The sequence below is a fragment of the Butyrivibrio sp. X503 genome, from assembly GCF_003625475.1.
In the GTDB taxonomy this organism is placed as follows: Bacteria; Bacillota; Clostridia; order Lachnospirales; family Lachnospiraceae; genus Butyrivibrio.
Map to the genome: position 1 here is coordinate 181,138 of NZ_RAIQ01000005.1, position 13,295 is coordinate 194,432.

13 protein-coding genes are annotated in these 13,295 nt (G+C 45.3%); 11 read left to right on the top strand and 2 right to left on the bottom strand.

Annotation, left to right across the window (positions count from 1 at the left end; genetic code table 11):
• Positions 1-6 precede the first annotated feature (6 nt).
• From D6853_RS10970 to eno, 4 genes are all read left to right on the top strand, one after another.
• Positions 7-1,209 carry an endo-1,4-beta-xylanase gene (locus D6853_RS10970; RefSeq protein WP_120658052.1) on the top strand — a complete coding sequence of 401 codons (1,203 nt, stop codon included), beginning with the start codon at positions 7-9 and terminating at the stop codon, positions 1,207-1,209.
• Complete coding sequence (locus tag D6853_RS10975; protein ID WP_120658053.1) at positions 1,206-2,600, top strand: MATE family efflux transporter; 1,395 nt, start codon at positions 1,206-1,208, stop codon at positions 2,598-2,600. Before D6853_RS10970 ends, D6853_RS10975 begins: the two co-directional genes overlap by 4 nt.
• Positions 2,601-2,693: 93 nt before the next feature.
• Positions 2,694-3,641, top strand: coding sequence for an L-lactate dehydrogenase (locus tag D6853_RS10980; RefSeq protein ID WP_120658054.1), 948 nt, complete (start codon positions 2,694-2,696; stop codon positions 3,639-3,641).
• Between the two features lie 135 nt (positions 3,642-3,776).
• Positions 3,777-5,078 (top strand): phosphopyruvate hydratase, encoded by a 1,302-nt coding sequence (gene eno, locus D6853_RS10985; protein WP_120658055.1) that lies wholly within the window; start codon positions 3,777-3,779, stop codon positions 5,076-5,078.
• A gap of 140 nt (positions 5,079-5,218) precedes the next feature.
• On the opposite strand, the gene D6853_RS10990 is transcribed toward eno, so the two are convergent.
• Positions 5,219-5,650, bottom strand: a complete 432-nt coding sequence (locus tag D6853_RS10990) for a flavodoxin (protein WP_092248084.1) — start codon at positions 5,648-5,650, stop codon at positions 5,219-5,221.
• Positions 5,651-5,870: 220 nt separating this feature from the next.
• On the opposite strand from D6853_RS10990, the gene D6853_RS10995 reads away from it, so the two are divergent.
• The 7 genes from D6853_RS10995 to D6853_RS11025 all read left to right on the top strand — a co-directional run bounded on the left by D6853_RS10995 (position 5,871) and on the right by D6853_RS11025 (position 10,964).
• Entirely contained in the window at positions 5,871-6,422 is a 552-nt protein-coding gene (locus D6853_RS10995; RefSeq protein ID WP_158588736.1) for a DUF3793 family protein, read from the top strand.
• 10 nt (positions 6,423-6,432) lie between these two features.
• Entirely contained in the window at positions 6,433-6,666 is a 234-nt protein-coding gene (locus D6853_RS11000) for a Fur family transcriptional regulator (protein WP_092248090.1), read from the top strand.
• Between the two features lie 38 nt (positions 6,667-6,704).
• Positions 6,705-7,382 carry an energy-coupling factor transporter transmembrane component T gene (locus D6853_RS11005; RefSeq protein ID WP_120658057.1) on the top strand — a complete coding sequence of 226 codons (678 nt, stop codon included), beginning with the start codon at positions 6,705-6,707 and terminating at the stop codon, positions 7,380-7,382.
• On the top strand, positions 7,367-8,800 hold the full coding sequence (locus D6853_RS11010) for an ABC transporter ATP-binding protein (protein WP_120658058.1): 1,434 nt from the start codon (positions 7,367-7,369) through the stop codon (positions 8,798-8,800). Before D6853_RS11005 ends, D6853_RS11010 begins: the two co-directional genes overlap by 16 nt.
• A complete protein-coding gene (locus tag D6853_RS11015) occupies positions 8,797-9,396 on the top strand; it encodes an MptD family putative ECF transporter S component (protein ID WP_120658059.1) in 600 nt (199 codons plus the stop codon). The genes D6853_RS11010 and D6853_RS11015 overlap by 4 nt, the downstream gene beginning before the upstream one ends.
• Before the next feature lie 109 nt (positions 9,397-9,505).
• A complete protein-coding gene (locus D6853_RS11020) occupies positions 9,506-10,273 on the top strand; it encodes a ZIP family metal transporter (RefSeq protein WP_120658060.1) in 768 nt (255 codons plus the stop codon).
• Between the two features lie 10 nt (positions 10,274-10,283).
• Positions 10,284-10,964 (top strand): CatA-like O-acetyltransferase, encoded by a 681-nt coding sequence (locus tag D6853_RS11025; protein ID WP_158588737.1) that lies wholly within the window; start codon positions 10,284-10,286, stop codon positions 10,962-10,964.
• On the opposite strand, the gene D6853_RS11030 is transcribed toward D6853_RS11025, so the two are convergent.
• A complete protein-coding gene (locus D6853_RS11030; protein WP_120658062.1) occupies positions 10,954-12,999 on the bottom strand; it encodes a methyl-accepting chemotaxis protein in 2,046 nt (681 codons plus the stop codon). The two genes, D6853_RS11025 and D6853_RS11030, sit on opposite strands and share 11 nt — an antisense overlap.
• Between the last annotated feature and the right edge of the window lie 296 nt (positions 13,000-13,295).

The window sequence follows — 13,295 nt, forward strand, 5'->3', positions numbered from 1 at the left end:
GGAATTATGAGTATAGCACACAGAAAAGTCAACAAGCGGATACGATTCGTGGATGCACAGGGCAATCCGCTTTCCAACAAGGATATAGGCATCAGGCAGACGAACCACAAGTTTTTGTTTGGTTGCGGAGCCTTCGATTTTATTCCATACGTACTTAAGGAAGAAGATGAATACAAGCAGATAACGGACAGCTGGCTGGAGATTTTTAACTACGGCACGCTGCCTTTTTACTGGGGACAATATGAGACTGAGGAAGGCAAGCCCAATAAGGACGCGCTTATGAAGGCGGCCAAGTATCTTCAGAGTAAGGGCGCCAAGGTCAAAGGGCATCCGCTTTGCTGGCATACAGCCTGCGCGGACTGGCTCATGAAGTACGATAATGCTACGATCATGCAAAAGCAGCTTGAGAGAATAGACAGAGAGGTTGTCGGCTTCAAGGGCGTTATCGATATGTGGGATGTTATCAACGAAGTCGTGATCATGCCTATTTTCGATAAATACGACAATGCGATCACAAGGATCTGCAAGGAAAAAGGCAGAGTCGGCCTGATAAAAGAGGTTTTTAAAAGAGCTCATGCCGACAATCCCGATGCAGTTCTTTTGCTCAATGATTTCAATACTTCAACAAGCTACGAGATACTTATCGACGGCTGTCTCAACGCCGGAGTTCCGATAAGCGCCATCGGAATCCAGTCCCATCAGCATCAGGGATACTGGGGAAAAGAGAAATTGGAGGAGGTCCTTGAGAGATACTCCCATTTCGGACTTCCGATTCATTTTACGGAGAACACTTTGATCTCGGGCGATATCATGCCGGCGCACATAGTCGATCTGAACGACTGGCAGGTTGACGAATGGCCTTCGACTCCCGAGGGAGAAGAAAGACAGGCAAAAGAAATAGAGGAGATGTATAGAATTCTCTTTTCACATCCTCTTGTTGAAGCCGTGACCACATGGGATTACAGAGACGGCGCATGGCTCAAGGCTCCGAGCGGATATATCAGACTAGATAATTCCAAGAAGCCTTCATTTGAGATGCTCAAAAAGCTTGTAAAAGAAGAATGGTGGACGGACGAGACAGTCACAACCGATGAAAACGGTTATGCTATCGTGAATGCATTTAAGGGTGACTACAATATCGGCTGCGACGGCGTCGAAGTTGAAAAACAGTTCGTTGACGACAATGAAGAGGTAGTAACTTTAAAATGAGTAATAAAACGCATAAATCCGCAGTGATCAACATGACCGAAGGAAATCCGGTCAAGCTGATAATACAGTTTTCCATTCCAATGCTCATCGGTAATTTATTCCAGCAGCTTTACAATCTGGTGGATGCGATCATCGTAGGCCAATTTGTCGGCGCGAAAGCGCTTGGTGCGGTTGGTGCGACAGGCTCCGTGACCTTTCTTTTCTTTGCGCTCTGCAACGGAATCGGAAACGGCGGAGGCATCATCACTTCGCAGTTTTTCGGAAAAGGCGATGACGATGAGGTAAAAAGCTGCATCTCGAATACCGGATACATAATGATGGTATTCCCGACGATCGTAGGCATTATCGCATTTCTTTTGTCCGGAAAAATACTAAGACTTCTTGAGACACCGGCGGATATCATGGCGGATTCCGCGGCGTACCTTAAGATCATGTGCGTCGGTCTTGTTTTTGTATCGCTTTATAACTACGCATCATCCATGCTGCGTGCGCTCGGAGACTCCAAGACTCCGCTTTATTTCCTTATCTTTTCCTGCATACTAAATGCATCAATGGACGTGCTGCTTGTGTGCGGCTTCCATATGGGCGTTGTCGGTGCAGGCGTAGCGACAGTGGTAGCGCAGTTTGCTTCCGGAATAGGCTGCCTTATATATGCAATAAAAAGGAATGAATATTTCCATCTTGAGGGAAAAGATCTTGTGTATAGATCTCACATTGTTATTAAAGTATTAAAACTCGGAATCCCGCTTTCACTGCAGTTCTCAATGATCGCGATCTCTTGCATGGCGCTTCAGAGAGTGGTTAATTCCTTCGGACCTGTTGCCGTAGCGGCATTTACAGCAACCAGCAGAATTGAGCAGATAATTCACCTTCCTTATCAGACACTCAGCGCGGCACTTGCTACTTTTACAGGCCAGAACTACGGCGCGCGTAAGTACGATCGAATCACGGTCGGATTTAAGAAGTGCGTAATGATGATGGCAATCTTTTCTGTTGCAATGCTGCCTGTAATGCAGCTGTTCGGAAAATATATAATAAGAATTTTTGTCGCAGATTCAGCCGTTATAAATATGGGCGCAAGAGCACTGCAGATAACCAGCATCTTCTATATCATGCTCGGAACGATCTACATTGTAAGAGGCGTGCTTAATGGCCTGGGAGATTCTGTATTTGCGCTGATAAACGGAATCGTCGAAGTCATCGGAAGATTCATAGTACCCATACCCCTTACGGGAATCGGCTCGATCGGACTTTGGGGCATCTGGTGGTCCGTCGGAATCGTGTGGGCCATGGCGGGGATCTCAGCCTGGATGAGGTACTTGCAGTACAAGAAAATGACTCTTGGAGACGGGATCGGTGATCCGCAAAATATACTCAACGGACAAACATAACTTCTTATTGAGAAAAATGCTCTGCATGCGCAGAGCTTTTTTATTGTTTAAATAAAGTGGGGTATAATTAATTAAAAAACAAGGAGGCACATCATGGCAGCTTTAAAAGAAAGAAAAGTAGCGGTAGTAGGTTGTGGATTTGTCGGATCGGCATCAGCATTTGCACTTATGGAAAGCGGCTTGTTTTCTGAAATGGTGCTGATTGATGTGAATAAAGAAAAAGCAGAAGGCGAGGCACTTGATATAAGTCACGGCCTTCCTTTTGCAAAGCCCATGCAAATATATGCTGGTGATTATAAAGATGTCGCCGATGCGGCAGTTATTGTCGTGACTGCGGGCGCAGGTCAGAAGCCGGGCGAGACAAGACTTGATCTTGTAAAAAAGAATATCGGGATCTTCAAGTCCATAATCCCTGAAATAGCAAGATATAACAGGGAAGGAATCCTTCTTATAGTTGCAAATCCGGTGGATATACTTACGTATGCGGCAGCGAAGCTGAGCGGATTCCCCGAAAACAGAGTATTCGGCTCGGGTACAGTTCTTGACACCGCGAGACTTAAATATCTTCTCGGACAGCACCTTAGCATCGACAGCAGATCCGTTCATGCCTGCATCATAGGCGAGCACGGAGACAGCGAGATCGCGGCGTGGAGCAGTGCCAACGTATCCGGAATCCCGCTCAATGATTTCTGCGAGATGAGAGGACATTTCGAGCATGAGAAATCGATGAAGGAGATCGCAGAAAACGTTAAGAACAGTGCGTACAAGATCATAGAGAAAAAGGGTGCGACATATTACGGAATAGCAATGAGTGTAAGGCGCATCTGCGAAGCTATCATCAGAGATGAGAAATCAATCCTTCCCGTATCAAGTATTCAGCACGGCGAGTTCGGAATAGAAGACATTGCACTTAGCATGCCCGCGATCGTAGGAAGAAGCGGCGTTGAGGGTGCGGTTCCAATCAGACTGAGCGACGAGGAAAATAAAGCGCTTAAGGCGTCAGCGGATACGCTTAAGGAAGTTCTGAAAGAAGCGTTTTAATCTTTTTGAGAATCTTTTTCATTAAGACACAAAGTGAAGCCTGATTCGTTGACATGAAAAAACGGCTATAATAGAATGATTTAGTTAGCGGAAGCTAACAATTGGCGTTTTTTAGATTGAAAGGAGTAAGCAAATATGGGAAAGCTTGCAATTGAAAAAGTAATAGGAAGAGAAATCCTTGATTCAAGAGGAAATCCTACCGTTGAGGCGGAAGTTATTCTTGCTGACGGAACAGTAGCAACAGGAACAGCTCCCAGCGGAGCATCAACAGGTGAGTTCGAGGCACTTGAGCTTAGAGACGGCGACAAGTCACGCTACCTTGGAAAGGGCGTTACAAAGGCCGTAGACAATATCAACAACGTAATAAACGATGTTATCAAAGGTATCGATGCATCTGATACATATGCAGTAGACGCAGCCATGATCAAAGCTGACGGAACAAAAGATAAGTCTAAGCTCGGCGCAAATGCAATCCTTGCGGTTTCAATTGCAACTGCAAGAGCAGCAGCTAAGTCACTTGGAATCCCGCTTTACAGATTCCTTGGCGGCGTATCCGGAAACAGACTTCCCGTTCCTATGATGAATATTCTCAACGGCGGAGCACACGCTGACAGCGCCGTTGATACACAGGAATTCATGATCATGCCCGTCGGAGCACCTTCATTCAAAGAGGCACTTCGTTGGTGCGCTGAGGTCTTCCACAACCTCAAGAAACTCATCAAAGACATGGGCGACGTAACAGCAGTTGGTGACGAGGGTGGTTTTGCTCCCAACCAGCTTAAGAGCGACGAGGATGCGATCGAGAAGATCCTTGAGGCTATCAAGGCAGCAGGCTTTGAGCCCGGAAAAGATTTCATGATCGCTATGGACGCTGCTTCATCAGAGTGGAAGAGCGAAAAAGGAAAAGGCTTCTACAAGCAGCCCAAGTCAGGAAAAGAGTTCACATCAGATGAGCTTATCGCTCACTGGGAGAGCCTCGTAGATAAGTATCCCATCATCTCTATCGAAGACGGACTTGATGAGGAAGACTGGGAAGGCTGGCAGAAGATGACAGCTAAGATCGGTCACAAGGTTCAGCTTGTAGGTGACGATCTTTTCGTTACAAATACAGAGCGTCTTAGCAAGGGTATTTCTCTCGGAGCAGGTAACTCAATCCTTATCAAGCTCAATCAGATCGGTTCCGTATCAGAGACTCTTGAGGCAATCAAGATGGCTCACAACGCAGGTTACACAGCAATTTCTTCACATCGTTCAGGTGAGACTGCAGATACAACAATCGCAGACCTTGCCGTAGCGCTTAACACATGTCAGATCAAGACAGGTGCACCCAGCCGTTCAGAGCGTGTTGCCAAGTACAACCAGCTCCTTAGAATCGAAGAGCAGCTCGGCGCAAGCGCTGTATATCCTCAGATGGATGCATTCCATGTGAAGAAATAATCATATCTACGCAAAAAGACGTGAGCTAAATTGTGCTCACGTCTTTTTTGTATTATTTCCGAATACGGAGGAAGTTGTAGTGTATGTCGTGTTAATATGTGGGCGTCATTAATAAATCCCGGCACCCGTGTTAAGTTACTTTATGCCTGTGCGAGCTGTCTTCCGAGATCTTCGCACTTGGAGATTCCGTCTTCGTCGGGAGCGCTGTTTACGATAAGGCCCTCACCGCCGATGATAGTAGCGCCTGCAGCTGTAAGTCTGTCCTGCCAATCGCGCATCCACTGACCGTCGCCCCAGCCGTATGAACCAAAGAGAGCGATCTTCTTGCCGCTTGCGAAACCTTCGTACTCAGCCATGAAAGGCTCAACTGTTCCTTCTTCAAGAACTTCAGCGCCCATAGCGGGGCATCCGAATGCGATAACTGACTCCTTTGCTGCGTCTGCTACGCTGATAGCGTCAAATGTAAGAACCTCAGCCTCACCGCCTGCAGCATTGATTCCGTTTGCTACAGCATCAGCCATTGCCTGAGTATTTCCGCTTCCTGTCCAAAAGATTACTTTTACTTTACTCATCTTATTATGTCCTTTCTTAGAAATTAAGTAAAAAATAGAGGTTATCCCCTTGAAAAATAAGTTAGCAAATGCTAACATAATAATCAATACAGATAGCTGATAATTATTATCATAAAAGGTTATCAGAGTGATCAAGGCCCGATGTAAAGCGGGTTATATTTTTGGATGTCGGTTAGCATATGCTAACGCTGCCGCATTCATTAAAACGGGAGGAATTGCAGTGGGAGACCAAGTGCTTATAAAGTTATGCTCTCCGACTTTGGCAGGAATCAAGACAGGCAATCTTTTTACTGTTGATTGTGACGACATAGAATTATTCAATCATGAAGTCAGAGGATTTAATATTAGGCTCGCAGACAAGGGCCTTCGCATGATCCCGATCAAGTACTGGAACGGACATGTACTTATATATCTTTACAGACCATCTTTTTTAAAAAGAGATTTTTCCGATAAAGAGGTCTGCAAAGTCCTGAAAGAAAAAGGATATTCATATAACAATTCGGATCTTTGCGTGGCGGAGCTTTCCAAGCATCTTAGGAAAGATTCGAAATTCCCTCATGAGATAGGTCTTTTCCTTGGATATCCCGTAAAAGACGTTGTGGGATTCATGAACGATTCCAGAAAAGGCGTGCAGTACACAGGCTTTTGGAAGGTCTACGCAGATAAGGATTCGGCGCTTGCAACGTTTGACAGGTACAAAAGGGTAACGGAGGTTTACAGCATGGCACACGAAAACGGCGCTTCATTAGAGCAACTTACTGTTGCGGGTTGAAAGGGGACATATGAGTAAAAAGCAGATAATCGGCGTTCTGAGAGAACGAGGATTCAGAGTTACCAAACAAAGAGAGATTATGGCAGATGTAATTGCGGAAAATGACGGAGCATCCTGCAAGGACATTTGCTGCATCGTAAAGTCCAAAGACAGATCGATCGGAACGGCTACGGTCTATCGAATGATCAAGACTTTGGAGGATCTTGGGATCATCGAAAGGATCGATATGATCAAGCTGCACTGAGCAGCGGTATTTATTTAGAGTGAGGAAGTTATGAAAAAATGAAAGCAATAAATATTAACCCCATTGTTCTTATATTAGTCAATATCATCGCACCGACCATGTATATGTTTATCAGCGGAAGATACCTTCAATTGTTTTTGCTGATATTTGCATCCGTACTTATGGTCATGATGGGAAGATATAAGAGATTATTGGGATTTTGGCTTGTATACGCCCTTATGATGGGATTCTATACACTGACTATGTATATGGGTGATTTACAATACATCGGATTATTTATCATAGTGGTCGTTCAGTGCGTTCCGTGTATCGCACTTGCATCAATTCTGGTAAGCAAATACAATTCCGCGCAGCTTCTTTCTGCGCTTGAGACCATGCATGTTCCAAGAGTTCTGGTGGTGGCGGTGACTATTACCATCAAGTATATTCCCACATTTAAAAGAGAATTCTCATACATCACGGAATCGATGAGACTTAGAGGAATCGGATTTACCTGGAAAAAACCTGTTAAAAGCTTCCAGTATTTTATCGTTCCGCAACTCTTTAGATGCGCAGCTTTGGCGGAAGAAGTAACGGCCGCGGGTCTTGTAAAAGGAATAGATGCGCCTTTGAGAAGATCGTCTTACTTTGAAGAAAAATTCACCTTTGCGGATGCGACGGTTCTTGTTGTATTTGTTGTGGGACTTGTCGGAGGCTTTGTATGGAAACAAATGTAAAAAAAGAAAATGTGATAAAAGCTGATAATTTATGCTTTAGCTACGAGGAATCAAGCGAAGGCATAAGCGATGTTAATTTTGAGATAGACGAAGGAGAGATAGTTCTTTTAACCGGAAACAGTGGAAGCGGAAAATCAACGCTTCTTAAGTGCCTAAACGGCCTTATTCCGGCGGTTACCGAAGGCGAGCTGAAAGGTCTTTTGTCAATTGAAGGAGAGAAGTATTCGGATCTTAAGATGTACCGCCTCAACCAGATGATAGGTTCGGTATTCCAGAATCCGCGCTCTCAGTTTTTTACCGATAACACGACGGCCGAGCTTGTTTTCCCGATGGAGAACTACGGCTTTACCAAAGAGGAAATGCAGGAGAGACTTGAGAGTCTGAAAAAGACATTCGGGCTCGATGAGTTAATGGACAGAAATATCTTTTCTCTTTCAAGCGGAGAGCGCCAGCTTATTGCGCTGGCATCCGCAGTTACGATGAAGCAGAAGGTTCTTTTGTTTGATGAACCGAGTGCGAACCTTGATTACGGCAACGCCATGAAGCTGGGGCGCATATTAAAAAGACTTCGCGACAAAGGCTATACGATAATTGTCGCCGATCACAGATTCTACTATCTGGGCGGAATGATCGACAAAGTTCTTTTCATGGACGAAGGAAAGCTACATCTTTGCAACAGCGAAGATGAATTCAAAAACGGCGATTACAACACTCGCAGCTTTGATCTTTTCTCTATTGATATTCCTTTTAGAGAAAAAGAAAATGCGGGGGAAGTGGTCGCAAGTCTCGAAAACGTGAAGTACAAAGATATTTTGAATGACGTCAATCTTAAGCTCAATAAGGGCGAGATAACCGTTATTGTCGGAGACAACGGCGCCGGAAAGACCACTATTGCAAAGGCGCTCTGCGGAAGCATCAAACCTGACAGCGGGAAAGTCGACACGAAAGGACTTCCTTTCTTTATCATGCAGGATCCCGATTATCAGCTGTTTGGAACGTCCGTAAAAAACGAGCTTGAGCTTGTTAAAAATGATTCCGCGGCGATAGATCATTGTCTTGAGTATCTGGGTTTATCCAAATATAAGTACAAGCATCCTTTTGACTTAAGCGGTGGACAGAAGCAGAGACTTCAGATTGGAATGGCGATGCTCTGCGACAGAGACCTGATCATCTTTGATGAGCCTACGAGCGGACTTGACGTGTACTCGATGCTAAGTGTCTCAAAGGAGATAAACAGGCTGCGTGACAAAGCGGGGGTTCTTGTGATATCGCACGACTACGAATTCATCAGGCATATAGCGAACAGGATTGTATATCTCAAGGACGGGGTGATTGAAAAAGATTTTATTTTGGATGAGCACGGCTTATCTGATTTAAATAACATTTTTAAAGAAATGCAGGAGGATAAAAACGTATGAAAATGTTGAAAATTAAGGATGTGGTAATGGTGGCGCTTTTGACGGCGATCTACTTTGTTGCCTACATGGTGGGAAGCAGCGTGAGCATGGTCTTCGGACCTTTCGGTCATGCTATCAGTCCCGGATTATGCGGGTTCTTTACGGGGGTTGTTTTTTATTTTATCAGTCGTAAGATCGGTAAATTTTTCCAGTATACTCTTATGCAGGCAATCATAATGATTCTCTTTAGCATTATGGGCGCAGGCTATATTCCTTGGATCATCACTTCAATGATCGGTGCGTTTATAGCTGACTGGATCGCTTCAAGAGAAAGCAAACCGGCCGTTTGGAAGGTTGCAATTGCATCCGGAATCTTCCATATCGGACAGGCTTTGGGAGCAATCATTCCTTCAATCTTCTTTATGGAGAGCTACAAGGCTGATTGGATCGCAAGAGGTCAGACACCCGAGCGTATGGACGAGATGATCGCTGCAACAACTGGAGTGATGGGAATCTTAGCAACAATTCTCGTATTTGCTCTTTCTTTTGCAGGAATCTATTTGGGACACCTTATTCTCAGAAAGCACTTTGATAAGAAGGAAGCTCAGGCAGCGTGATAGGCACGGAACGCTCCCACTTGATGGGAGTTAACGGCCCATTTTAGATATGATAAAATATGGTGGGAGGCGAAAGCTTTCCACCATTTTTTTGTGAGGTGAAAAATATATGTGGCAGATTATTTTGATTCCTTTTTTGGGAACTGCGCTCGGAGCGGCGACGGTATTTCTTTTTAAAAAAGCTATCGGGGAAAAGATGCAGCGAGCACTTACAGGATTTGCATCGGGGGTGATGGTTGCGGCTTCTTTTTTCAGCCTTATTCTTCCTGCGCTCGATCAGACTGCGGACATGGGAAGACTGGGATTCATACCGGTCTGCATAGGCTTTGGCGTGGGCATGCTGTTTCTTTTGGTGCTTGATATAGTTATTCCGCATATGCATCTGGATAAATTGGAGGAAGGCCCAAAGAGCGGACTTAAGAGAACGACCAAGCTCGTGCTTGCCGTTACACTTCATAATATTCCCGAAGGAATGGCGGTTGGTATTGTATGCGCCGGATGGATGAGCGGAAATAGCGCGATAACTTTTACAGGGGCGCTGGCGCTTGCACTCGGTATAGCCATCCAGAACTTTCCTGAGGGAGCGATTGTATCAATGCCGCTTTTAGGAGAGGGAGTTCCGAAGGGAAGAACCTTTTTGTACGGCGTACTTTCCGGAATTGTTGAACCGATCGGAGCGCTTCTTATCATCGCAGCTTCGTCATTACTTATCCCGACGATGCCGTATCTTTTGAGCTTTGCGGCAGGCGCGATGATCTATGTCGTAGTCGAGGAGCTTATTCCCGAGATGTCGGAAGGCGAACACTCCAACATCGGAACGGTGTGTTTTGCGATAGGATTTATAGTGATGATGGCGCTCGATGTTGGACTTGGATAAAGGAGATATTATGAATTACAAGACTATTGATATGACAAAATATGCAAGAAAAGAGCATTTTGACCACTTTAGGAGCATGGTCTATCCGTTCGTTACAATGACGGTGCAGGTAGATATATCCGATTGGATCGTCAGACTTAAAAAGGCGAAGTATCCTCTTTTTCTTTGCTTTCAATATGCGGTAAGCAGGGCTGCCAATGCAGTTCCCGAGTTTCGTCAGAGAATAAAGGGAGATGGCATAATCGAATATGATTATTGCAACCCGTCATATACGGTTGCGATTCCCGATGAAACCTACAGGTATTGTCTTGTTAATACGGATCAGCCGCTTGAGGATTATCTTGCGGAAGCCAAGGTTAAACAGGAAAAAGCACTTCACGACGAGCATCTTGAAGAAGAGGGCGAGTCTGAGAGTCATCTTTATACTTCCGTTGTTCCGTGGCAGGATTTCACAGGCGGAACCATGCCTTATCCAAGCTCTGATTTCTCTGTTCCCAATGTTGTTTGGGGCAAATATAAATCCGAGAAATATCTTGTTATGGAAGGCGGCAACATTGTAGAAAAAACAAAGACAACGATCCCTGTCGTTGTCTTTGTAAACCATGCCCTTATAGACGGGCTTCATATATCCAAGTTCTATTCCAATCTTGATGAGGAACTGGCTAAGATGCAGTTCCCTGTTATGATTTAAAGAATTTCATTTCTTCATTGAGCTGTATAGCGATATCTTTCAGGCCGTCGGCTGAGGTTGCAAGTGTTGTGACCGTAGCCGAGAGCTCCTGCATGGAAGCGCCGGTTTCTTCCGAAGAAGCGGCATTTTCTTCGGATATCGCCGAAAGAGCGCTCATTGTATCAACAACGGCATTCTTGGATGTGGCGCATGTGTCAGCGCCCTCTGATATAAGCTGAACACCGCCTACGGTGCTTCCTATATCATCAAGCATTCCGTTTACGGCTTCGAGAGTCTCGCCGATAGCTATCTGCTGCTCGTTATTGCCGTTCTTAACGTCTTCTGCTGCTGCAACAGCGGCTTTACTCTGTTCGAGGAGCGTACTCATCTCTTTCATGATATCATCAGCCATAGCCTTGGAATCGTCGGCAAGTTTACCGATCTCTTCAGCAACAACCGCAAATCCTTTTCCTGCTTCACCGGCTCTCGCAGCCTCGATGGAAGCGTTAAGAGAAAGGAGGTTGGTCTGAGTTGCAATGGAAGTGATTCCTTCAACTTTTTCACTGATATTGTCAACGGCTTCCTGAGTAGCCTGAATGGTATTGGCGATGTCGTCGATCTTGGCTGTCATCTCAACGGAAGAATCTTTGAGGAGTGTAAGCGATTTACTTGAAACTTCCGAAGCTTCTTTCATCTTGCCTGCAAGTCCCGACAGATCGTCCGTAGATGTCTGAACGTTTCCGACAGCGTCGCCGATTTTACTTACGTTTTCGGTAGCGCTCTGGATCTCGTCAGCCTGCTGTGTAGCACCGGATGCGATCTCCTGAACCGCGTTGGATACGTCTTCCGCGGTCTGTGCAATCTGGTTGGCCATATCTGAAAGCTCATCGGATGACTTACCTACGCCGACAGCTGATTCTTTTATATGACTTACAATATCACTCAGAGTTTCAATAACAGAATTGGTCGCCTTGGAAATGGCACCGAATTCGTCTTTTCTTTTATCAAATTTATCAACCTTAACAAATCTTCCGTCAGCAAGTGCGCCGAGGGAATTATTAACGGCTGCGATAGGCTCTGTGAAGCTCTTAGCTATGAGGAATGAGATTACTACTGCGATGGCTACTAGGATGATTCCGAGGATAACAACAGTGAGCGCGGAGCGGGTTGCAGAGGACATGATCTCGTAATTGGTTTCGGAAACAGCTACAACGAAGCCTGTAACGGGCTCTTTTACCCATGCCGTGTAGGTTAGCTTTCCGTCCTCCATGCTCTCGAATATTCCATTCATTTCGGAGGAACTCATGTATTCTTCTTCCGAGTGAACGATCGGCTCATCTTCGGGAGTGATCTCGAACTGGGAGTGAGCTGCTACTGTACCTGCTTTGTCGACGATGTATCCGTTTTTAACGTTATCTGCAAGGAAGCCATGAAGGACGCTGAGGTCGAAGCTTCGCTGCAAGGTTCCGATCATTTCGCCGTTTGAAGGGTCGAAGACGGGAACGATGATAATGGCGATTCTGTTTCCCGCAGCCTTACTTATAACGATCTCGGAAACCGCAACGCTCTTGGTTGCCCAGCATTCCTGGAAATAAGCTCTGTCCGAGATATTTGTCGAATCCTTGCGGTCGGTTCTTATAAGCTGATCGCCGCTGGGAATCGAAAGAATCGCATTCTTGTTTCCGTCATTGATGTTGGAATTGATCTCATCCATCTGACGAAGGATGATCTCCCTCTTTTCCTCGGCACCTTCCTGATCCCATGTCTTAACATAGTCGATCGTGCTCTGTGCCGATGCGCACGTCTGGAGCGCAACGAGGTTCTGATGTATGAGTGTTTCAAATTTACTTTCAACAAGTTTGGAATCTGAATTGAGAAGATCCAAAGCATCTGTCTTTGCTTTGCCTGTCGCGGTCTTATAGCTTACAAGCACCGCAAGTGCAAGAGGAACGATAACTACAATGAGCATTATCGCTATAAGTCTGGTCTTTATGCTGTCTTTAAAACTAATATCACTGCGCTTTTTTTGCTTACCAACATTAGATTTCGCCGCCATAAACACCTCCGTGAAGAACTGGATAGAAAAATGGACTGAATTGCTTTTATGAAATTGGAAGAACTGTTATCGTGTCTCTTTTTCTCGGGAAAAAGAGCTTGCCCCTGCGAGAGGGCTCATATTAAATTTTACATCGAAAGCAAACTAAATAGCGTGTGTTTATGAACTTTTAATCAATATTTTATAGGAAGTATATGAGCGGGGGAGGGGGCGTGCACGCGAAATGGGGCTGAGCGGTTAATCGCGTGCCTAGGAATCCGATGGGGTACACGCAAAATGGCCCAGAAGCCGCTTCC

What these genes read in the sequence shown, in the direction of transcription:
- D6853_RS10970 (WP_120658052.1), top strand. Translation starts at nt 7, where the DNA reads ATGAGTATAGCACACAGAAAAGTCAACAAGCGGATACGATTCGTGGAT.
- D6853_RS10975 (WP_120658053.1), top strand. Translation starts at nt 1,206, where the DNA reads ATGAGTAATAAAACGCATAAATCCGCAGTGATCAACATGACCGAAGGA.
- D6853_RS10980 (WP_120658054.1), top strand. Translation starts at nt 2,694, where the DNA reads ATGGCAGCTTTAAAAGAAAGAAAAGTAGCGGTAGTAGGTTGTGGATTT.
- eno (WP_120658055.1), top strand. Translation starts at nt 3,777, where the DNA reads ATGGGAAAGCTTGCAATTGAAAAAGTAATAGGAAGAGAAATCCTTGAT.
- D6853_RS10990 (WP_092248084.1), bottom strand. Translation starts at nt 5,650, where the DNA reads ATGAGTAAAGTAAAAGTAATCTTTTGGACAGGAAGCGGAAATACTCAG.
- D6853_RS11000 (WP_092248090.1), top strand. Translation starts at nt 6,433, where the DNA reads ATGAGTAAAAAGCAGATAATCGGCGTTCTGAGAGAACGAGGATTCAGA.
- D6853_RS11005 (WP_120658057.1), top strand. Translation starts at nt 6,705, where the DNA reads ATGAAAGCAATAAATATTAACCCCATTGTTCTTATATTAGTCAATATC.
- D6853_RS11010 (WP_120658058.1), top strand. Translation starts at nt 7,367, where the DNA reads ATGGAAACAAATGTAAAAAAAGAAAATGTGATAAAAGCTGATAATTTA.
- D6853_RS11015 (WP_120658059.1), top strand. Translation starts at nt 8,797, where the DNA reads ATGAAAATGTTGAAAATTAAGGATGTGGTAATGGTGGCGCTTTTGACG.
- D6853_RS11020 (WP_120658060.1), top strand. Translation starts at nt 9,506, where the DNA reads ATGTGGCAGATTATTTTGATTCCTTTTTTGGGAACTGCGCTCGGAGCG.
- D6853_RS11025 (WP_158588737.1), top strand. Translation starts at nt 10,284, where the DNA reads ATGAATTACAAGACTATTGATATGACAAAATATGCAAGAAAAGAGCAT.
- D6853_RS11030 (WP_120658062.1), bottom strand. Translation starts at nt 12,999, where the DNA reads ATGGCGGCGAAATCTAATGTTGGTAAGCAAAAAAAGCGCAGTGATATT.